21 protein-coding genes are annotated in these 17,909 nt (G+C 69.2%); 9 read left to right on the top strand and 12 right to left on the bottom strand.

The window, feature by feature from the left end; all coding sequences use genetic code 11:
- Positions 1-6: 6 nt before the first annotated feature.
- Positions 7-762, bottom strand: coding sequence for an SDR family oxidoreductase (locus tag NQK81_RS03005; RefSeq protein WP_257486944.1), 756 nt, complete (start codon positions 760-762; stop codon positions 7-9).
- Positions 763-914: 152 nt separating this feature from the next.
- Here NQK81_RS03005 and NQK81_RS03000 point away from each other — a divergent pair, with 152 nt between their 5' ends.
- Positions 915-2,135: a putative hexosyltransferase gene (locus NQK81_RS03000; protein WP_257486943.1), complete on the top strand. Its 1,221-nt coding sequence runs from the start codon at positions 915-917 to the stop codon at positions 2,133-2,135.
- A 19-nt stretch (positions 2,136-2,154) separates the two neighbouring features.
- On the opposite strand, the gene NQK81_RS02995 is transcribed toward NQK81_RS03000, so the two are convergent.
- From NQK81_RS02995 to NQK81_RS02970, 6 genes are all read right to left on the bottom strand, one after another.
- Entirely contained in the window at positions 2,155-3,030 is an 876-nt protein-coding gene (locus NQK81_RS02995) for a helix-turn-helix transcriptional regulator (RefSeq protein WP_257486942.1), read from the bottom strand.
- Between the two features lie 21 nt (positions 3,031-3,051).
- Positions 3,052-3,855 (bottom strand): SDR family oxidoreductase, encoded by an 804-nt coding sequence (locus NQK81_RS02990; RefSeq protein WP_257486941.1) that lies wholly within the window; start codon positions 3,853-3,855, stop codon positions 3,052-3,054.
- Between the two features lie 113 nt (positions 3,856-3,968).
- On the bottom strand, positions 3,969-4,481 hold the full coding sequence (locus NQK81_RS02985; protein ID WP_126732951.1) for a CGNR zinc finger domain-containing protein: 513 nt from the start codon (positions 4,479-4,481) through the stop codon (positions 3,969-3,971).
- A gap of 189 nt (positions 4,482-4,670) precedes the next feature.
- Entirely contained in the window at positions 4,671-5,795 is a 1,125-nt protein-coding gene (locus NQK81_RS02980) for a tyrosine-type recombinase/integrase (RefSeq protein WP_257486940.1), read from the bottom strand.
- Between the two features lie 500 nt (positions 5,796-6,295).
- A complete protein-coding gene (locus tag NQK81_RS02975) occupies positions 6,296-6,724 on the bottom strand; it encodes a nucleoside deaminase (protein ID WP_126732953.1) in 429 nt (142 codons plus the stop codon).
- The gene (locus NQK81_RS02970) at positions 6,721-7,590 is read right to left on the bottom strand and encodes an LLM class flavin-dependent oxidoreductase (RefSeq protein WP_257486939.1); all 870 of its coding nucleotides are present in this window, start codon (positions 7,588-7,590) and stop codon (positions 6,721-6,723) included. The genes NQK81_RS02975 and NQK81_RS02970 overlap by 4 nt, the downstream gene beginning before the upstream one ends.
- 93 nt (positions 7,591-7,683) lie before the next feature.
- Here NQK81_RS02970 and NQK81_RS02965 point away from each other — a divergent pair, with 93 nt between their 5' ends.
- Positions 7,684-8,130, top strand: a complete 447-nt coding sequence (locus tag NQK81_RS02965) for an Lrp/AsnC family transcriptional regulator (protein WP_257486938.1) — start codon at positions 7,684-7,686, stop codon at positions 8,128-8,130.
- Between the two features lie 26 nt (positions 8,131-8,156).
- Here NQK81_RS02965 and NQK81_RS02960 read toward each other — a convergent pair whose 3' ends face one another.
- The gene (locus tag NQK81_RS02960; protein WP_257486937.1) at positions 8,157-8,537 is read right to left on the bottom strand and encodes a VOC family protein; all 381 of its coding nucleotides are present in this window, start codon (positions 8,535-8,537) and stop codon (positions 8,157-8,159) included.
- Positions 8,538-8,605: 68 nt separating this feature from the next.
- Complete coding sequence (rox, locus tag NQK81_RS02955) at positions 8,606-10,033, bottom strand: rifampin monooxygenase (protein ID WP_257486936.1); 1,428 nt, start codon at positions 10,031-10,033, stop codon at positions 8,606-8,608.
- A 184-nt stretch (positions 10,034-10,217) separates the two neighbouring features.
- Here rox and NQK81_RS02950 point away from each other — a divergent pair, with 184 nt between their 5' ends.
- Complete coding sequence (locus NQK81_RS02950; RefSeq protein WP_257486935.1) at positions 10,218-10,892, top strand: TetR/AcrR family transcriptional regulator; 675 nt, start codon at positions 10,218-10,220, stop codon at positions 10,890-10,892.
- Positions 10,889-12,022 carry an FAD-dependent oxidoreductase gene (locus NQK81_RS02945; RefSeq protein WP_257486934.1) on the top strand — a complete coding sequence of 378 codons (1,134 nt, stop codon included), beginning with the start codon at positions 10,889-10,891 and terminating at the stop codon, positions 12,020-12,022. Before NQK81_RS02950 ends, NQK81_RS02945 begins: the two co-directional genes overlap by 4 nt.
- Here the strand turns inward: NQK81_RS02945 and NQK81_RS02940 are convergent.
- Positions 12,013-12,603: a CGNR zinc finger domain-containing protein gene (locus tag NQK81_RS02940; RefSeq protein WP_257486933.1), complete on the bottom strand. Its 591-nt coding sequence runs from the start codon at positions 12,601-12,603 to the stop codon at positions 12,013-12,015. The genes NQK81_RS02945 and NQK81_RS02940 overlap by 10 nt on opposite strands.
- Before the next feature lie 98 nt (positions 12,604-12,701).
- On the opposite strand from NQK81_RS02940, the gene NQK81_RS02935 reads away from it, so the two are divergent.
- From NQK81_RS02935 to NQK81_RS02925, 3 genes are read left to right on the top strand one after another with little or no spacing between them, the layout of a single operon-like run.
- The gene (locus tag NQK81_RS02935) at positions 12,702-13,469 is read left to right on the top strand and encodes an MBL fold metallo-hydrolase (protein ID WP_257486932.1); all 768 of its coding nucleotides are present in this window, start codon (positions 12,702-12,704) and stop codon (positions 13,467-13,469) included.
- A gap of 2 nt (positions 13,470-13,471) precedes the next feature.
- A complete protein-coding gene (locus tag NQK81_RS02930) occupies positions 13,472-14,263 on the top strand; it encodes a dienelactone hydrolase family protein (protein ID WP_306856027.1) in 792 nt (263 codons plus the stop codon).
- Positions 14,260-14,544 (top strand): hypothetical protein, encoded by a 285-nt coding sequence (locus NQK81_RS02925; RefSeq protein ID WP_257486931.1) that lies wholly within the window; start codon positions 14,260-14,262, stop codon positions 14,542-14,544. The genes NQK81_RS02930 and NQK81_RS02925 overlap by 4 nt, the downstream gene beginning before the upstream one ends.
- Positions 14,545-14,550: 6 nt before the next feature.
- Here NQK81_RS02925 and NQK81_RS02920 read toward each other — a convergent pair whose 3' ends face one another.
- Entirely contained in the window at positions 14,551-15,696 is a 1,146-nt protein-coding gene (locus tag NQK81_RS02920) for an epoxide hydrolase family protein (RefSeq protein WP_257486930.1), read from the bottom strand.
- 63 nt (positions 15,697-15,759) lie between these two features.
- Here NQK81_RS02920 and NQK81_RS02915 point away from each other — a divergent pair, with 63 nt between their 5' ends.
- The gene (locus tag NQK81_RS02915; protein WP_257486929.1) at positions 15,760-16,326 is read left to right on the top strand and encodes a CGNR zinc finger domain-containing protein; all 567 of its coding nucleotides are present in this window, start codon (positions 15,760-15,762) and stop codon (positions 16,324-16,326) included.
- On the top strand, positions 16,326-17,018 hold the full coding sequence (locus NQK81_RS02910; RefSeq protein ID WP_257486928.1) for a class I SAM-dependent methyltransferase: 693 nt from the start codon (positions 16,326-16,328) through the stop codon (positions 17,016-17,018). The genes NQK81_RS02915 and NQK81_RS02910 overlap by 1 nt, the downstream gene beginning before the upstream one ends.
- On the opposite strand, the gene NQK81_RS02905 is transcribed toward NQK81_RS02910, so the two are convergent.
- The gene (locus NQK81_RS02905) at positions 17,015-17,896 is read right to left on the bottom strand and encodes an SDR family oxidoreductase (protein ID WP_257486927.1); all 882 of its coding nucleotides are present in this window, start codon (positions 17,894-17,896) and stop codon (positions 17,015-17,017) included. The two genes, NQK81_RS02910 and NQK81_RS02905, sit on opposite strands and share 4 nt — an antisense overlap.
- Between the last annotated feature and the right edge of the window lie 13 nt (positions 17,897-17,909).

The following is a 17,909-nucleotide window of genomic DNA, read 5'->3' as shown; positions in this document are numbered from 1 at the left end:
TAAGGGTCAGCGGGTGGTGTAGCCGCCGTTGGGGAACATCGTCTGGCCGGTGAACCAGCCACCGTCGGTGGCCAGGAACCGGATGATCGGTACGATGTCCTCGATCTTCGTGAGTCGTCCGCCCATGGCCTGGGATTTGTGGAATTCGACCCGCTCGGGGGTTTCCTGCGGGTAGAAGAACGGGGTGTCCATCGGGCCGGGCGCGACGACGTTGACCGAGATGCCGCGGTCGGCGAATTCCTTGGCGGCGGCCCTGGTGAAGTGTTCCAGCGGGGCTTTGCCGCCGGCGTAGGTGGAGTAGCCGTCGGTGAAGGCGGCCAGCAGGGAGGTGCCGAGGCTGATGATCTTGCCGTTGTCGGAGAGGCGTCGTCCGGCTTCCTGGATGAAGAAGTAGGCGGCTTTGGCGTTGACCGCGAACATGCGGTCGTAGTCTTCTTCGGTGGTTTCGAGGATCGGTTTGCGCAGGACCATGCCGGTGGTGTTGATCGCGATGTCGGCGCGGCCGAAGGTGTCGATGGCGGTGTCGAAGAGGCGGCGGACGTCCGCGACCTCGGTGAGGTCGCCTTGGACGGCGGTGGCTTCGGAGCCGGCGCCGCGGATGGCTTCGACGGTCTTGTCGGCGTCGGCGGCGGAGGCGTCGCCGTGGTAGTGGACGACGATTTTGGCGCCGGCTTCGCCGAGGGTGGTGGAGAGGAGTCCGCCGAGGTTCTTCGCTCCGCCGGCGATGATCGCGACGGTGTCCTTGAGGTTCTGTTCGCTCATGCCTTCGAACGTAGGAGCCGGGGGCGGTGGCTGGGAAACACAAGATCGAGGTGGGGTCACAAGCCTGGTTTGTGGGCTTTCCCACCTGTGCGGGGCCGGGGAATCTCCGGGACCGAACGGCGAGCTGACCCGGCATTGTGGACACTCTGAGCGTGCTTCGAGAAGTCGACGACCTTGATCAGCCCGCCGCTCCCGAGAAGGGACCCCGGCAGGGGCGTCCGGCGCGTGTGTTCGAGGGGCTCCTCGACAGACTCGCCACGTCGCCCTATCCGCGGGCGATCCTGCTGTATCTGGTGATCCGGACGGCGAGTGTCCAGCTGCTCGATCTGCTGGCCGCCCGGCGTGGTGCCACGCTGACCGATCGGCTGACGGCGTGGGACGGGCAGTGGTATCTGCGGCTGGCGGTGCACGGGTACGCGGATCTGCCGGGGACGCTAGACGCGGCGCGGCAGCCGTATTCGGACGCGCCGATGGCGTTCTTCCCGTTGTATCCGAAGCTCGTCGGTGCGGTGATGTGGCTCGGGCCGGATGTGGTGACGGCGGCGTTGACAGTGTCGGTGCTGGGCGGTCTGGTGCTGGCGTGCGGGTTGATCCGGATCGGGCGGGCGGTTTCGCCGGAGCGGGGTGACCGGACCGGCTTGTTGCTGGTGGCGTTGTGGGCCGGGGCGCCGATGGCGATCGTGTTCTCGATGGCCTACACGGAGGCGGTGTTCTGCGCGTTCGCGGTGTGGTCGCTGGTGGGTGTGCTGGAGCGGCGCTGGATGCTGGCGGGGCTGTGCGCTTTCGCGGCGGGGTTGTCGAGGTCGACGGCGGTGGTGCTGGTCGCGGTGGTCGTGGTGGCGGCGTTGATCGCGGTCTTCCGGCGTACCGAGGAGCGCTGGTGGGCGTTGGCGGGTGCGGTGGTGGCTCCGCTGGGGGTCGCCGGGTATCTGGGGTTCGTCGCGTATCGGACGGGCAGCTGGACCGGCTGGCAGGACATCGAGTTGCGGGGCTGGAACACCGAGTTCGATTTCGGTGCGGAGACCGTGGATTCGGTGGTGGCGCGGTTGACCGGGGACGAGTCGGTGTTCAGCACGCTGACGGTGTTGTTGCTGCTGGGTGCGGTGGCGTTGGCGGTGGTGGCGGCGTTGATCCGGGTGCCGTGGCCGTTGACGCTGTACGGGGCCGGGGTGTTGTTGCTGGCGATCGGCACGCGGGGGCTGCCGGACGCGAAGATCCGGTTCATCCTGCCCGCTTTCCCGGTGCTGGTGCCGATCGCGATCGGGTTGTCGAAGCGGCGGACGGTGACGGCGGTGGCGGCCGCGGTGGCGTGGGTGGTGCTGGGCGCGTGGTTCTCGGCGCACGCGTTGACGGCGTGGCGGTACGCGATCTAGTGGCCCGGTGCGGGTTGGTCTATTCGGTCGCCGGTGTCTGCTGGGTGGCCGCCCACGATGCCAGGAGCGTCAGGTTGTCGGCGGTCGGTGTGCCCGCGGGTGCGGTGTAGACGTTCAGGTGCAGGTTGGGTTCGGCGGCCAGTTCCAAGGGTTCGACGTCCAAGTCGAGCCTGCCCACGATCGGGTGGTTCACGCGTTTGCGGCCGGATCGGTGCAGTCGCACGTCCTGAGATGCCCATCGCCGCCGGAACGGCTCGCTGCACGTGGACAGTTCGCCGACCAGGGCGATCAGTTCCTCGTCGTGGGGGTTGCGCCCGGCTTCCATGCGTAGCTTGGTGGCGACAGCGTCGGCGACGTGGTCGTAGTCGACGAAGAATTCTCGGGCCGCTTCGGGGGCGAGGTAGACGAACCGCGCTGTGTTCGCGGGCCGTCGCGGGTCGTCCAGTACCGGTGAATACAGCGCGCGAGCGAGTTGATTCGTGGCGAGCACGTCATACCGGCCGTTTCCGATCCAGGCAGGCGCGTCGGAGATGGCGTCGAGCACCTGCTGCAGCGTGGAGCGCACCGTCGCGGTGGGCCGACGTCGGCGTGGGCCGCTGGGGGTGCCGGATCGGCGCGCGAGGTGGAACAGATGCTGGCGTTCCGCCTCGTCGAGTTGCAAGGCGGTGGCCAGCGCCTCGAGCACGCCGTCGGAAGCGCCGGCGAGGCCGCCGCGCTCCATGCGCACGTAGTAGTCGACCGAGACCCCGGCCAGTAGCGCTACTTCTTCGCGGCGAAGGCCTTTGACCCGCCGGTTGCCGCCATACGCGGTCAGGCCTGCCTGCTCGGGTGTGATGCGGGCGCGCCGGGAGCTGAGGAACTCGCGGATGTCGGCGCGTGGATCCATCGTGACCATCCCCTCACCGTAGGCCGACGCTCAGGTCCCCGATGCGGTCGTCGCGATGCCGCCGTCCACCGGGATGACGGTGCCCGTGAGGTAGGACCCCGCCCGGCTGGCGAGGAAGACGGCGACACCGGCCATGTCGTCGTCGCGGCCGAGCCGGCGCAGAGGGGCCTTCGCCGCGATCGTGTCGCCGAGGGTATCGAGCGTGGCCGCCATCATCTGTGAGGGGAACGGTCCTGGGGCCACCGCGTTCACCGTGACGTGGTGTGGGCCCAGTTCTCGGGCGAGCACCCTGGTGAGTTGATGGAGAGCGGCCTTGCTGCCGGCGTACGAGTAGTTGGGCGATTCGGCGACGTGGATGGCGGCGATACTGCCGATGTTGATGACCCGGGCGGGATCGTCGGCGGTGCCCGCCGCGCGCAGTGCCGGGAGCAGCGCCTGCACCAGCCAGAACGGCGCTTTGAGGTTGAGGTCGAGCACCGAGTCCCAGGCCTCGTCCGGGAACGTCTCCAGCGGCTCTCGCCACATCGCTCCCGCGTTGTTGACCAGGATGTCCAGGTGGTCCGAGTCGGCACTGACCAGATCAGCGAGACGCCGGCATTCGTCGTGCCTGGACAAGTCGGCGGGGATCGCTCGGACGTCGCCGAATTCGGACAGCGGACGCTGCGCCTCCGCGCACGTGTCGGCGTTGCGTGAGCTGATGACGACACGGGCGCCCGCCTGGAGGAGGCCGCGCGCGATCATCGTCCCGATGCCCTTGGTGCCGCCGGTGACAAGGGCGAGCTTTCCGCTCAGATCGAACAGTTCCGGGTGAGGGGTGAATCGGTTGTCCGCCATGGGTCTCCTGTCGTCGGCAAGGGCGATTCGACGAGGTTGACAGGCGTTTCGGGCGGCTGGGAGACCCTGGTGATCCAGGTACTGCGAGGGCTCCTTTGTCTGGTGCGCCGGACCTAGCTCGCTTGCCGGTTCCGGTGGTCGGCGACGTGGACCCGGGTGGCGCAGCGGGTGGAGCAGAAACGGCGGCGGCCGTTGCGGGAGACGTCGACGTAGACCGTTTCGCAGCCTTCGCGTGAGCAGACGCCGAAGCGGTCCGGGGCATCGCAGACGAGGTGTGCGAGCCCTCCCGCGGTGTAGGCCTGGACGCGAGATGCGGTGCCGGCGTGTGCGTCGACGTAGTGCAGGTGGGGTGCCTTGCCGTCGTGGGTGGAGATGTAGGGCTTCGACGCGGAATCGTGGAGCAGCGCGTTGACCAGGTCGACGCGGGTGGCCGGGCCGGCTTCGAAGACGTCCCGGAGTCGCTTGGCCCAGGCGATGATCTCGGCCGATTCGTGGTCCTTCACGGCGGCGACGGTCATGCGGTCGCGGAAGATCGCGGTCAGCGTGGCCGGGTCGGCGGCGTCGCCGAGGTTGACCAGGTCGGCGGCGATCTGTGCCGCCGCTCCACCGTAAGGGTTGAAGTGCATTGACTCATTACAGCACGATCAGGGTATGGAAGCGAACAAGTGCCCGCGGTGTGGGTGGCCGCTGGCCGAACTGCCTGGAAGCGCGACGACGTCCCAGCGGGTCTCTCAGGGGAGGCTGGAGTACGTCCGGTGTCTGTGCGGGAGCTGGCTCGCGCGCGTCGACGGTGTGGTGATCGGGGCGACGAAGTCTCAGCTTTGACGGTGGCGCGCGTCGGCGAGCAGTTGCGCGAGCGCGTGCACGGGAGAGGTCTCCAGCTTGTGGCGATGCGCGTCGTAGCGGTCCCGGGTGGTACGGATGTCGGCGTGTCCCAACAGGTCCTGGACCTTCTGCACCGGAACGTCGTTGGCCAGCAGCAGGGTCCCGGTGGTGCGCCGCGCGGTGTGCGGGGAGATGGTGTTCGCTTCGGCGAGCCCGGCGGCCCGGGCCTGCGCCCGCAGGAGGAACCAGACATCCCGCTGTGCCAGGGGTTTTCCGCCGGATTTGGTGCTGTCGTAGCGGTGGGGCATGGTCGCGAGCAGCGGGCCGGTCAGCTCGTCGGGGCGGACGCCGGTGCGTGCGGCACGCAGTTCGAGGTAGCGGCGCAGCGGGTGCTGGGCGGCGGGGACGAGCGGGACGAAGTCGCGGTGACCGCCTTTGGCCGTGTAGCGCAGGATCGTGTGCCCGGAGTCGGTGTCGAGGTCCTGCACGGTGGCGGTGGTGAGACCGGAGACGCGCAGGCCGGTGTAAAACAGGATCGCGACGACGGCGGCGTCGCGCCAGGACGGTTCGGTGTCGTTCGCGCGGGCCCGCTTCTCCATGTGGTTCAACAGTTTCGCCGTCGACTCGCCGCCGAGCGCCGGCAGCGGCGGGGTCTTGCCGGTCTTGGGCCGGTTGACCGCGGACACCGGGTTGCGGTCGGCGATGTCGTTGGACTGCAGGTACCGGTACCAGCTGGAGATGCCGGCGAGGGTGCGCGCGACGGTGGAGTCGGCGGCGGGCCGGGGCAGGCCGTCCTTCCCGGTGACGGTGAGGGTGTTCTTCCAGGCGTCGACGTCGGCACGGCGCGCCATGAGCGGGTCGAGCCCGGTGCGGGCACACCAGCCGAGCCAGGCCGACAGGTCGGCGTAGTAGGCGCGGCGGGTGTGGTCGGTCTTGTCGGTCTCGAGCCAGAGCGTGGTGATGTGCCGGATCGCGTACCGGTCGAGCGGGTCGGCCGGGGGAAGCGCGGGCAGCGACGCGACGGCTTCGGCGAGGATCCGCCGCCGGTTCTCGGGCCTGGTCTCCGGAAGCCGGGACGGTGGTTCCGGCGCGGTGGGCACGAGTTCGGCGGACATCGTGATCATCCTAGCGGCCTTCACGGACTGGGAACGCAGGTGCGCGGCGTGCGTAAAGGCGTAACTCGCGTGATCAGGCACGTAACTCGCGTGTCTGGAAGCGACACTCGCGAGTTACGCCGCTGATCACGCGAGTTACGCCTTCGTGCACGCGAGTTACGGTGTCACCGCGAGTCTCGTGAGTGGCGATTCGGGTTAGAACCCGAATCGCCACTCACGAGAACCCGAGGCGCTCGGTACCGCCGGCTGGGCTCGGCCGGGGTTGCGAAAGCCACTTTCGCAACCTTCAACGTTGCGAAAGTGGCTTTCGCAACGTCGGCCGTGGCCAGGCCTGGTGATCAGGTCGCGAAAGCCACTTTCGAGACCTCTGATGTCTCGAAAGTGGCTTTCGCGACACCGGCTCCAGCCCCCCAGGCCCCCACAGACCGGGCCGGGAAGTCAACGACGGCAGGAAGCCAGTAGGAACCTAAGACACCCTCGGCTAGAACCCGAACCGCCACTCACGAGGTGTAGTAGCCCTCCACCGGGACCCGGGCCTCGTCGTACAGCGCCGGTCCCTCCAGCCGGACGGGCGGTGCGGCGGCGGGCGGCTTCAGGGCGGTGACCTGTTCGCCGGAGAGGGCGAACACGACCCGGCCGAGGCCGGAGCGTTCGATGGCGCCCTGGCACATCCCGCACGGCTGGCAGCTGGTGTACATGGTGGTCGCAGCGGCGACGGCGGGTTCGAGTTCGCGGGCGGCCCACACGGCGAGTTTCAGCTCCGGATGCAGGCTGATGTCCGATTGCGACACCGTGGTGTTGTGGTCTTCGGCCAGCACCGTGCCGTCGGAACCGACGAGCAGCGAACCGAAGGGCGGGTCACCGTCCTTACGGGACTTCGCGGCCAGTTCGATGGCGCGGCGGAGGAACTTCTCGTCTTCTTCGGTCATCGTCGGTCCTGTTCGGTTCGGTAGCGGCCAAGTTCCCAGTGTGCGGCCACGGTCGCCAATGCCTGCCAGGCGGCTTCCGGGCGGAGGGTCTCGTCGGGATCGCCGGAGAACGGGTCGAGCACGACCGTCTCGGCGCCGAGGTGCCGAAGGCGCTCGAGGTCCTCGACGATCTGCTCGATCGTGCCTTCTCCGGCCGCGCGATCGGGCCCGGTGACCGGGCGTTCGGTGACGTCGAGCAGGATCCGAGGCGCGAACGCGGGGACCGGCCGGTCGTGGGCGTCGGCGATGGTCTTGACCCTGGTGAGCGCTTCGGTGAGCCAGGGGAGGGTGGCGCGCAGCGGGTGCCAGGCGTCCCCGATCCGGACGGCGCGGCGGATCCCGGCGTCGCTGTTGCCGCCGACCCAGATCGGGATGTCGCCGGCGCGATAGTCGGCGTCGTCGGCCCACGCCTTCCGGACGGCGTCGAGGTGGCCGTCGGTCAGCCGCCCCCGTTGCTCGAACGGGACGTCGAGCGCTTCGAACTCCTGGCGGGCCCAGCCGGACGCGACACCGAGCACGAGCCGCCCACCGCTGAGCTGGTTCAGGTTCGCCGCCATGCGGGCGATGAGCAGCGGATGCCGATACGGCACGATGAGCACGGTGGTGCCCAGCCGGATCCGGTCCGTCACGCCGGCGAGCCACGACAGCGTCGTGAACGGTTCGTAGAACGGGGCCGGGTACTGCTCGGCGACGTCGGGGGTGACGACGACGTGGTCGGACACCATGAGCAGGTCGTAGCCGAGGCCTTCGACCGTCGTGGCCCAGCCGCGGAGGATCCCGGGGTCGGTCCCCGGTCCGAAATTCGGGACGTTGACACCTATTCGCACAGGTCAAGGCTATCGGCGGGGCCCGAATGCCGGGAAGGGATCTTTCCCGGCGTTCGGCCGTTTCCGCCGTGGATCTGCCGGTATTCTCGCCGGATGGCCGAGACTCTCGACGCGACGGACTGGGCGATCCTGGTCGAGCTCCAGAAGGACGGGCGCCTGCCCCTCACCGAGCTGGGGAAGCGGGTCAGCTTGAGCGCGTCGGCCACCACGGAACGGGTCAAGCGCCTGGAGTCGGCCGGGGTGATCACCGGCTATCGCGCCGAGGTCGATCTGGAGAAGGCCGGATACATGGTCCTCGCGGTGGTGCGGCTGAAGTACCCGGGCAGCAAACACGCGCCGTTGCACAAGCTCCTGGCCGAGCGCACCGAGATCCTCGAATGCCTCCGCACGACCGGTGACGACTGCTACTCGCTCAAGATCGCGGCCCCGTCGATGGGACGGCTGGAGGAGATCGTCAACGAGCTCGCGCTCTTCGGGAGCACGAACACCAACATCGTCTACAACCAGACGCTGCCGTACCGGGGTCCGCAGGGCCCGTGACCACACCGGCCACGGGCCCTGCGGGATCACGCGGTCTCCCAGAGCCCCATGACGTTGCCTTCGGGGTCCTCGAAGTACGCGGCGAATCCCATGTCACCGACCGTGGTCCGGCCGACGAGGGTCGCGCCGCCCTGCTTGGCGATGACGGCGAGCGTGTCGTCGATGCTGTCGACGTCGAGCACGATCACCGGACCCGACGCGGGGCTGAGTTCCTTGGCGAGCATCCCGCCGTTGATGAATCCCGGCTCGGCGGGCATGCCGGTCTCAGTGGTCGGCCCGGAAGCGACCATCGTGTAGTCCAACTCCGGCATCGTGTCGGCCTTCCAGCCGAAGACCTCCCGATAGAAGCCGCGTGCGCGGTCGCCGTCCTCGAACGGAATCTCGAAGTGCACCACCCGTCCGGCCATGATCATCAACTCCTGCCGTGGCAGCGGATCCGGAACGTCCTCAGCCAATAACCGCCGTCCCCGGCGCGCTAGAGGACTTCGCCCTCTCCGAACCACCGGCGCACGGCTCCGACGAGCTCTTGCTGGTCTTCGCCCACCCACGCCACGTGACCATCCGGCCGCAGCAGCACGGCCGGCACATCCGGTTCCTCGCTGTCGTCGACGACGTGGTCGACCCGATCCGACCAGCCTCGGACCGACAGCGCGCCGGTTCGGTCGAGCAGAAGACCGCGGCCGCCGCGGGTCAGCCCGTAGAGATGTCCTTGCCCGAGTTCCAGGTCCGGCATCCGGCGGCCGAGGAGTTCGTGTCCTTCGCCGAAGTCGTAGCGGATCGCGGTCGCGGTGATCTTCTCGGTCAGATACCGGCTCACGTTCTCGAACTCCATCAGTTCCGCCAGCAGCCGCCTGACCGCCTGGGAGCCCGGATCGAGCGACATCAGCTGCATCTGCGCGCGGGTGTTGTCCAGCACCGCGGCGGCCACCGGATGCCGTTCGGTGTGGTAGGTGTCCAGCAGGTCCTCCGGTGCCCAGCCGTTGACCGCGGCCGCCAGTTTCCAGCCGAGGTTGAAGGCGTCCTGGACCCCGAGGTTGAGCCCCTGCCCGCCGACCGGCGGATGGATGTGCGCCGCGTCGCCCGCCAGGAACGCGCGTCCGGCCCGGTAGTGCTCGGCCAGGCGGGTGGCGTCGCCGAAGCGGGAGAGCCAGCGCGGTGAGTGCACGCCGAAATCACTGCCCGCGACGGCTTTGAGTTGTCGTTTGACCTCGTCGAAGGTCGGCGGGATCCGCGGGTCTGCGGCCAGGCCCTCGGCGGGAACGCCGACCCGGTACACCCCGTCGCCGATGGGGGAGAGACCGAACCGCAACTGGGTCTTGCGGACCTCGGTCATCACCGCGAGCACCGTTTCCCAGTCCTCGGTCACTTCCATTTCGCCCAGCAGGGTCTCGGCGGTGGCGGGCTCCCCGGGGAAGCCGATCCCCAGGAGCTTGCGCACCGTGCTGCGGCCGCCGTCGCAGCCGACGAGATACCGCGAGCGCAACCTCGTGCCGTCGACCAGTTCGACGTCCACCCCGTCTTCGTCCTGGGTCAGGCCGACCAGTTCGTGGCCACGCCGGATCTCGACGCCCACCTCGGCGGCGTGCTCGGCCAGCAGCCGGTCGGTGACGGTCTGCGGGATACCGAGGATGTAGGCGTGCGCGCTGTCGATCGTCGGCGGTGATTTGACGATGCCCGCGAACGAGCCGCCGAGCGGGTACTTCGTCCCGTTCTCGAGGAAACGCTCCAGCAGGCCACGCTGGTCCATCACCTCGATGCTGCGTGCGTGCAGGCCCATGGACCGGACGACCTTGGTCGGCTCCCGATCCTTCTCCAAGACGACCACACGGACCCCGTGCAACCGCAGTTCGGCGCCGAGCATCATGCCGGTCGGTCCGCCGCCGGCGATGATCACGTCGATCAAGAGTTCCCCCGTTTGTCGAGCTAGAACCGGTAAGGCGGAGGATTCTGCGGCATCACCGGGGTCTTGCCGCAAGCCCCCGGGTGCGCTATACGTTGGAAGTGGCAGGGAGAGTCGATCTTCCTGCCATTGTCGTTTCCACCATTCCGAACGTGTTCGTAACGAACATGTTCGGTACGATGGTCGTATGGCACCCGAGAAGAGCCGCCGGGAACGACCGGCCAAACCCGCGTTGACCCGCGACGGCATCGTCGCCACCGCGGTCGCGATCCTGCGCGAGGAAGGCCTCCGCAAGGTCACCATGCGCCGTCTGGCGCAGGAACTCGACACCGGCGCGGCCTCGCTCTACGTCTACGTCCGCAACACCGCCGAGCTGCACGCGGCGATCCTGGACGACCTCCTCGGCACGATCACCCCGCCGCCGTCCGACGGCGACTGGCGCGACCGGCTCGAACGGCTGCTCACGGCCTACACCGCGACCCTGCTCGAATACCCCGGCCTGGCCCTGTCCGCGCTGGTGGCCCGCCCGAGCGGCGAGAACTACCTCGCGCTGTGCGAAAACCTGCTCGCCCTCCTCGCCGAGGGTGACGTGGCGCCCGAACGGCGCGCCTGGGGGATCGACATCCTCCTGCAGCACGCGACGGCGACCGCGGCCGAGCATGCCGACGAGAAGTCACCGGAGGAATGGGACGCACTGGCCCGCGCCGTCCGGGACGCGGACGAGACGACCCACCCCCAGATCGCCGCCCACGCGGCCGACCTGCTCACCGGAGCTCCCGCGCAGCGGATGTCTTGGGGGCTGCGGGTGCTGATCACCGGAATCACCCACACCGGCCTCCCCGCCGAAAGGAACCCCGCATGACCACACACCACCCCATCGCGATCATCGGCGCCGGACTCGGCGGACTCACCCTGGCCCGGGTCCTGCACGTGAACGGCGTCGAGGCCGCGGTATTCGACCTGGACGCCTCGCCGTCCGCGCGCACGCAGGGCGGAATGCTCGACATCCACGTGGAATCCGGTCAGGCGGCGCTGCGGGCGGCCGGACTCCACGACGAATTCCGGGCGATCGTGCATCCCGGCGGCGAGGCCGTCCGCATCCTCGACCGGAACGCGGTCGTGCATTACGAGGAGTCCGACGAAGGTGACGGCGGACGCCCGGAAGTGGCCCGAGGCGATCTGCGTGACCTGCTGCTCGGCTCCCTGCCCGAAGGCACCGTGCGCTGGGGCGCCAAGGTCACCGGCGCCCACGCGCTCGGCGGCGGCAGGCACGAAGTCGGGCTGGCCGACGGGACGGCGTTCACCACGGACCTGCTGATCGGCGCCGACGGCGCGTGGTCCAAGGTCCGGCCACTGGTGTCCGCCGCCGAACCGGCCTACGAGGGCGTCTCCTTCGTCGAAGTGCACCTGAACGACGCCGAGCACCGCCACCCGGCGAGCGCGGCACTCGTCGGCGGCGGCATGTTCTTCGCACTCGGTGCGGGCAAAGGGTTCCTGGCGCATCACGACACCACCGGCAGCCTCCACGTCTACGTCGCGCTGAAGACCGCCGAAAACTGGATCTCCACCCTCGACTTCACCGACACCGCCGCCGCCAAAACGGCCGTCCTGGACCACTTCGACGGCTGGGACGCGGGACTACGGAAGCTGATCACCGACGCCGACGGCGAGCTCACCCCGAGGCCGATCCACGCGCTGCCGATCGGTCACCGCTGGGACCGGGTCCCCGGCGTCACCCTGCTCGGGGACGCCGCCCACCTGATGTCACCGTTCGCCGGAGAGGGCGCCAACCTCGCGATGCTCGACGGCGCCGAACTCGGCCTCGCGCTCGCCGCGAATCCCGGCGACGTCGAAGCAGCACTCAGCACGTATGAGGCGGACCTGTTCCCACGCAGTGAGGCCTCGGCGGCCGAATCCGCCGAAAGTCTCGCCCTCTGTTTCGCCGAAGACTCCCCGAAGCCCTTGCTGGACCAGTTCGCGTCCTACCGCTGACCCGCCGGCTGCGAGCGCCTGGCATAGGCGCGGGCGGCACGAGCCCGGTCGCCGCAACGCACCGAACACCACTGGCGCCGCCCGTTGCGCAGGAAGAACCGCGTGCACGGCGGCGACCCGCAGGCGGCGATCCGCTCCGCGTCCGGCCCGGTCAGCAGATCCGCGGCGTTGGCGGCGAGCGTCGCCAACGCGTGCTCGACGATCTGGGTGATCGGATGTGACGCGGTGCGGTACAGCCCGCGGGCCGGGTCCCAGCGCAGAAGCTCCGCGGTGGGCGCCTTGCTCAGCGCTTCGTTGACGGCGTTGAGGGCGCTTTGCGGAGCCGGATCCGAGCACGACCTCGACGCGAGCAGTACCCGCACCTGCTCACGCAACGACCGGACCAGGCCCGCGCACATCTCCTGCAGACCGGCGTCGACCGGAGCCAGCCCCTGGTCGGCGAGCCACTTCGTCGCGGCAGCCGGTGTGCCGAGCAAATCGGTGAACTGGCCGCCGGGCAGCGCGATCGTGGTGTTCGCGAGCGCCAGCGCGACGTACTGCTCGGCACCCGGAGCAGGGGGAAGGGCAGCGGTGTCGTCCACGTGCCCATGGTAGATCCTCACGGAAATAGTTGCACTCTTCCGTGAGAACTGGCTAATGTTCTCACGGAAGGTGAATTCATTATCCGTGAGGAGAAGCGATGCATCAGCTCGGCGAGCAGCTCTCGGTCCAGGTCTCCGGCGGGCCGACCGCGGTGATCGACTATGGCGGCCTGCGATTCCTGACCGACCCGACCTTCGACGAACCCGGCCACTACGGGCGGCCCGACGGGAGACCCGGCCTCACCAAGACCGCGCCCGCCTCGATCAGCCCCGCGGACCTCGGGCGCATCGACGCCGTCCTGCTCTCCCACGACGAGCATCCCGACAACCTCGACCACTCCGGCCGGAAGCTGCTGGCGGACGTGCCACTGACGCTCACCACACCCAGCGGAGCCGGCAGGCTCGGCGGCACCGCGAAAGGACTGGCGACCTGGGAAGCGATCGAGCTCGACCGGCCCGGCGGGGGAACGGTGACCGTGACCGGCGCGCCCGCGCTCCACGGCCCGGAAGGCTCCGAGAAGGTCACCGGCGACGTCGTCGGCTTCGTACTCACCGGCCAGGGCCTGCCGACGGTCTACGTCAGCGGCGACAACGCCTCGCTCGACGCCGTCCGTCAGGTCGCCGACCGGTTCGGCCCGGTCGACACCGCCGTGCTCTTCGCCGGCGCTCCGCGGCTGAAGCCGGTCTTCGACGGCGCCCTGCTCGTCCTCGACAGCGCGCTGGCCGCGGAGGCGACGCGGATCCTCGGCGCCCACACGGTCGTCCCCGTGCACATCGACAGCTGGGAGCACTTCACTGAAGGCCGCGACGACCTGGTCGCCGCGTTCACCGCGGCCGGACTGGCCGATCGGCTGCGACTGAGCTGAGCTTGATCGTCTACGTTCGGAATCACACCGACGAGACGAGGAGCATCGCCATTCCCGCCACCACGCTGAGCATTCCCACCCCGGACGGCGCGTCCGACGCCTTCGCCGCCTTTCCCGACGGCGGCGGGACGCGTCCGGGTGTCCTCATGTACCCGGACGCGTTCGGGCCACGCCCCGCCCTGTGGGACATGGCCCGCGAACTGGCCGGACACGGTTACTACGTACTCGTCCCGAACGTCTTCCACCGGCACCGCCCGGCACCCGTGTTCGATCTGCCCGAGCACATCACCACCGAGAACCGTCCAGCGCTCTTCGAGCAGATCATGCCGCTCATTGAGGAGCACACCACCGAACGCGCCCTGAGCGACGCCTCCGCGTACCTCGACTTCCTCACCTCCCGGCCCGAGGTCAGCGGCGGTCCGGTCGCCACGATCGGCTACTGCCTGGGCGCCGTCCTCGCGATGCGCACCGCGACCGCCCACCCCGATCGCGTCGCCGCCGTCGCCGGTTTCCACCCTGGGGCCCTGGTCACCGGCGAACCAGACAGCCCGCACCGGCAGATCCCCGGCCTCACCGCGAAAGTCCACCTCGGCCTCGCCGAGAACGACATGACACCCGAAGCGATCACCGAGATCAGCCAGGCGTTCGACGCGGCCGGCGTCGGCTACAGCTGCGAGATCTACCCCGGCACCGTCCACGGCTTCACCATGTCCGATACCGACGCCTTCGACGAAGCCGGATCTCGGCGCCACTGGGAACGACTGCTCGCCCTTCTCGACAGCACGCTGGGATGACCTGGCCCGAGAAGGACACCCGTCGAGTCTCGCTGCGGAACGGCCAGTCGTTCCTCTGGCACCTCGACGCCGACTGGGAAACCACGACGCGCGCGATCCGCGTCAAGGAAGACGGCACCGACGGGCAGATCCTCGTGCTCGACCCGTATCACCACGACTTCCTGCCGACGCGGACGCAAATCCGCCGCGCCATTCACGACGCCTTCCGCGCCGGCTGGCAGCCGGCTACGCGACGTCCGCCGCTCGAGATGGTCTTCGACGGCGAGCGCTTCGTCCCCTGAGTTCCCTCAACGACCCTCTGCGGCCAGTACCGCCGCGAGGCCTTCCCGCAGGTCGTTGACGAAATATCCGGGAACCTCCAGCGACGGGAAATGGCCGCCGGATTCGGGGGAATTCCACCGGACGATCCGCCGGTACCGCTCCTGCGCCCAAGGGCGCGGGCATTTCTCGATGTCGCGCGGATACATGGTGATCGCCGACGGGACGTCGACCCGGAGCCCGGGATCCAGCGAATCGTGGCTTTCGTAGTAGATGCGGGCCGCCGACGCGCCGGTCCGCGTCAGCCAGTAGAGGGTCACGTCGTCGAGGACGCGGTCCCGGGAGATCGTCTCGAACGGACTGTCGTCGGTGTCCGACCACTCGGCGAACTTGTCGAGGATCCAGGCGAGCAGGCCGACCGGTGAATCGACGAGGGAGTAACCGATGGTCTGCGGCCGCGTCGCCTGCTGCTTCGCATACGCCGCGCGACGGCCCCAGAAATCACGGGTCTGCTCGGCCCATTCACGCTCGACCGCGGTCAGCCCGTCCAGGGACAACCCCGGCGGGCCCTGCGCGAACGTCGTGTGGATACCGAGTACGCGCGCCGGGAACCTGCCGCCGAGAACCGTGGTGACATTGCCTCCCCAGTCGCCGCCGTGTGCCAAGAACCTTTCGTAGCCGAGCCTTCCCATCAGCTCCACCCACGCGGCCGCGATCTTCTCGGTGCCCCACCCAGTGGTGGCGGGCCTGTCGCTGTACCCGAATCCCGGCAACGACGGCGCCACGACGTGGAACGCCGGAGCGTCCGCGTCCTTCGGATCCGCGAGCTCTTCGATCACGTCGACGAACTCGGCGACACTGCCCGGCCAGCCGTGCGTCACGATCAGGGGAGTGGCGTCCGCGCGCGCGGACCGCCGGTGCAGGAAGTGGATCCCCAGACCGTCGATGGTGGTGCGGAACTGGCCGATCCGGTCGAGGCGCTCTTCGAACGACCGCCAGTCGTATCCCGTGCGCCAGTACTCCACGACCTCGACGAGATCGGCGAGCGGAACGCCCTGTCCCCAGCGAGGGACCGTCTCGGCCTCCGGTAGCCGCGCCGCGGCCAATCGCGCACGCAACTCCTCGAGTTCGGCCTCCGTCGCGCGGGTTTCGAATGCTCGCACCTCGTTGGTCATGAGACCTCCTGCCATCGCAGAACCGGCTAAGACGGTTCCAACGGTACCGGCTAAGGTGGTTCCATGCCTGCTGGGTTTCCCGACTTCCGCCTCGGTAGCGTGCTGGCGACCAGCTTCACGGCGACGCTGACGGAACGTCATGGCGACGCCGTGGAGCGCATCCCCACGCCGCGAAGACTCGTCGACTGGCTGGCCGTGACCGGCCTCGACGTGGAGGCCTGCACCACCGCCGAGCTGGACCTCGCCCGGGAACTGAGGGAAGCGATCCACGCCGCCGCGACAGCGACCGCGCTCCACGAAACACTCCCGGAGCCCGCCGTCCGGATCATCAACGAGCACAGCGCCCAGGGACGGCCGGTGGCCGTCCTGACGCCCACGGGGGAGCGGCGATGGCGGGTTTCCCGTGTGGAAGACGCCCTCAGCGTGATCGCCGCCGACGCGATCGGCCTCATCGCGGGTGAACGAGACGGACGATTCGCTTTGTGCGCGTCACCGACCTGCCGGGCCGCCTTCTTCGACGCCAGCCAAAGCCGCACCCGCAGATGGTGCGACATGAACACGTGTGGAAACCGCCAGAAGAAGGCTCGATTCAACGCCAGTCACCGCAAGAATTCCGGATCGGACTCGTGATGGAAAACGATTACGACGCCTTCGCTGAGGCATACGCGGCCGAGACCGAGAACAGCCTGCTCAACGCCTACTACACGCGGCCCGCGATCCTGGACCTCGCGGGAGACGTGGACGGCAGGCGGATCCTCGACGCCGGCTGCGGCGCCGGCCCCCTGTTCGAGGCGCTGCGCGAGCGGGGCGCGATCATGACCGGGTTCGACTCCAGCGCCAAGATGCTGGAGCTGGCCCGGCGGCGACTCGGGGACGACGCGGCCCTCCAGGTCGCCGACATCGGCGCCCCGCTGCCCTTTCCCGACGGCGCGTTCGACGACGTCATCGCGTCACTCGTCCTGCACTACCTCGAAGACTGGACCGCGCCGCTGGCCGAGATCCGGCGCGTCCTGAAACCCGGCGGCAGGCTGATCATGGCCGTCAACCACCCGCTGATCTTCAAACTGGTCCATCCCGGCGCCGACTATTTCCAGACCGCCAAGTGGTCCGACGAGTACGTCTTCGACGGCCGGAAAGCCGTGCTGACCTACTGGCATCGGCCGCTGCACGCGATGACCGACGCGTTCACCGCGGCGGGCTTCCGGACCGCGGTCGTCAGTGAGCCCCCTCCGGCGCCGGGCGCGCACGAGCGCTTCCCCGAGGACCTCGCGGGCAAGACCGCCTTCTTGAGCTTTCTGTTCTTCGTCCTGGAAGCCGTCTAGGGCTCGATGTTCTCCAGGTCCTTCAGCAGGCCTGGATGCCGAGGAGTCCAGCCCAGCGCTTGGCGGGTCTGGGCGCTGGACGACGGCTGATCGGCCGCGAAGATGACGCCGAGGGGGCCGTAGGTCTCCACCGGAACCGACTCGACAGGCAGCCCCAGACGCCCGCCGATGACCGCGGCGATGTCGCGCACCTGGTCGCCCTCGTCGGCCACGGCGTGCCAGGCGGTGCCGGCTTCGGCCTTCTCCAGCGCGAGCCTGAACAGGACCGCGGCGTCGAGGGCGTGCACGGCAGGCCAGCGCTGGGTGCCGTCGCCCGGGTAACCGGACACCCCGCTCTGCCGCGCGATCCCGGTCAGCACACCGGCGAACCCGCCCGTGCCGTCATGGTGGACGGTCCGCGGCAGGCGGACGGCCGAGCTCCGCACTCCGCGTGAAGCCAGCTCCAGGACACCGGTGACCGCGCGGCCGCGCCCGCCCACCGGGCCGTCGGCCGGAATCGGGTCGCTCTCGGTGGAGGCGCGGCCAGGCGTGGCGGGCGTGCCCGAACACGTCACGAAAGGTCGGCCCGTGCCGACGAGCGCCTCACCGATGGCGGCCAGGGCGGCGCTTTCCTCGGCGACGGCGTTCGCGAGGGCTTCGGGGCTGCTGAAGTCGTTGGCGAAGGCCAAGTGGATCACTCCATCGACCTGGGCAGCGGCGGTCCGTAGGACGTCCAGATCGGCCAGGCCGCCCCGGATCGGCTCGGCGCCGGCTGCCGACGCGGCCTGAGCCGAGGCCTCGGAGCGGGCGAGGGCTAGGACGGTGTGGCCGTTGCCGAGAAGCTCGGTGACCACGGCGGAGCCGATCAGGCCGGTGCCGCCGGTGACGAAGACGTGCATGATTCTCCCGTAA

The sequence above is a fragment of the Amycolatopsis roodepoortensis genome, from assembly GCF_024628825.1.
GTDB lineage: Bacteria > Actinomycetota > Actinomycetes > Mycobacteriales > Pseudonocardiaceae > Amycolatopsis > Amycolatopsis roodepoortensis.
Note: the sequence above shows the minus strand (reverse complement) of the source record. Positions and strands in the feature narration are given on the sequence as shown.

Excerpts from the sequence above, each read along its gene's own strand:
- NQK81_RS02990 (WP_257486941.1), bottom strand. The coding sequence starts at position 3,855 with ATGGCGGACAACCGATTCACCCCTCACCCGGAACTGTTCGATCTGAGC.
- NQK81_RS02980 (WP_257486940.1), bottom strand. The coding sequence starts at position 5,795 with ATGTCCGCCGAACTCGTGCCCACCGCGCCGGAACCACCGTCCCGGCTT.
- NQK81_RS02965 (WP_257486938.1), top strand. The coding sequence starts at position 7,684 with ATGGCCGAGACTCTCGACGCGACGGACTGGGCGATCCTGGTCGAGCTC.
- NQK81_RS02945 (WP_257486934.1), top strand. The coding sequence starts at position 10,889 with ATGACCACACACCACCCCATCGCGATCATCGGCGCCGGACTCGGCGGA.
- NQK81_RS02950 (WP_257486935.1), top strand. The coding sequence starts at position 10,218 with ATGGCACCCGAGAAGAGCCGCCGGGAACGACCGGCCAAACCCGCGTTG.
- NQK81_RS03005 (WP_257486944.1), bottom strand. The coding sequence starts at position 762 with ATGAGCGAACAGAACCTCAAGGACACCGTCGCGATCATCGCCGGCGGA.
- NQK81_RS02975 (WP_126732953.1), bottom strand. The coding sequence starts at position 6,724 with ATGACCGAAGAAGACGAGAAGTTCCTCCGCCGCGCCATCGAACTGGCC.
- NQK81_RS02915 (WP_257486929.1), top strand. The coding sequence starts at position 15,760 with ATGCCTGCTGGGTTTCCCGACTTCCGCCTCGGTAGCGTGCTGGCGACC.
- NQK81_RS02925 (WP_257486931.1), top strand. The coding sequence starts at position 14,260 with ATGACCTGGCCCGAGAAGGACACCCGTCGAGTCTCGCTGCGGAACGGC.
- NQK81_RS02910 (WP_257486928.1), top strand. The coding sequence starts at position 16,326 with ATGGAAAACGATTACGACGCCTTCGCTGAGGCATACGCGGCCGAGACC.
- NQK81_RS02985 (WP_126732951.1), bottom strand. The coding sequence starts at position 4,481 with ATGCACTTCAACCCTTACGGTGGAGCGGCGGCACAGATCGCCGCCGAC.
- NQK81_RS02920 (WP_257486930.1), bottom strand. The coding sequence starts at position 15,696 with ATGACCAACGAGGTGCGAGCATTCGAAACCCGCGCGACGGAGGCCGAA.
- NQK81_RS02935 (WP_257486932.1), top strand. The coding sequence starts at position 12,702 with ATGCATCAGCTCGGCGAGCAGCTCTCGGTCCAGGTCTCCGGCGGGCCG.
- NQK81_RS02995 (WP_257486942.1), bottom strand. The coding sequence starts at position 3,030 with ATGGTCACGATGGATCCACGCGCCGACATCCGCGAGTTCCTCAGCTCC.
- NQK81_RS02960 (WP_257486937.1), bottom strand. The coding sequence starts at position 8,537 with ATGGCCGGACGGGTGGTGCACTTCGAGATTCCGTTCGAGGACGGCGAC.
- NQK81_RS02905 (WP_257486927.1), bottom strand. The coding sequence starts at position 17,896 with ATGCACGTCTTCGTCACCGGCGGCACCGGCCTGATCGGCTCCGCCGTG.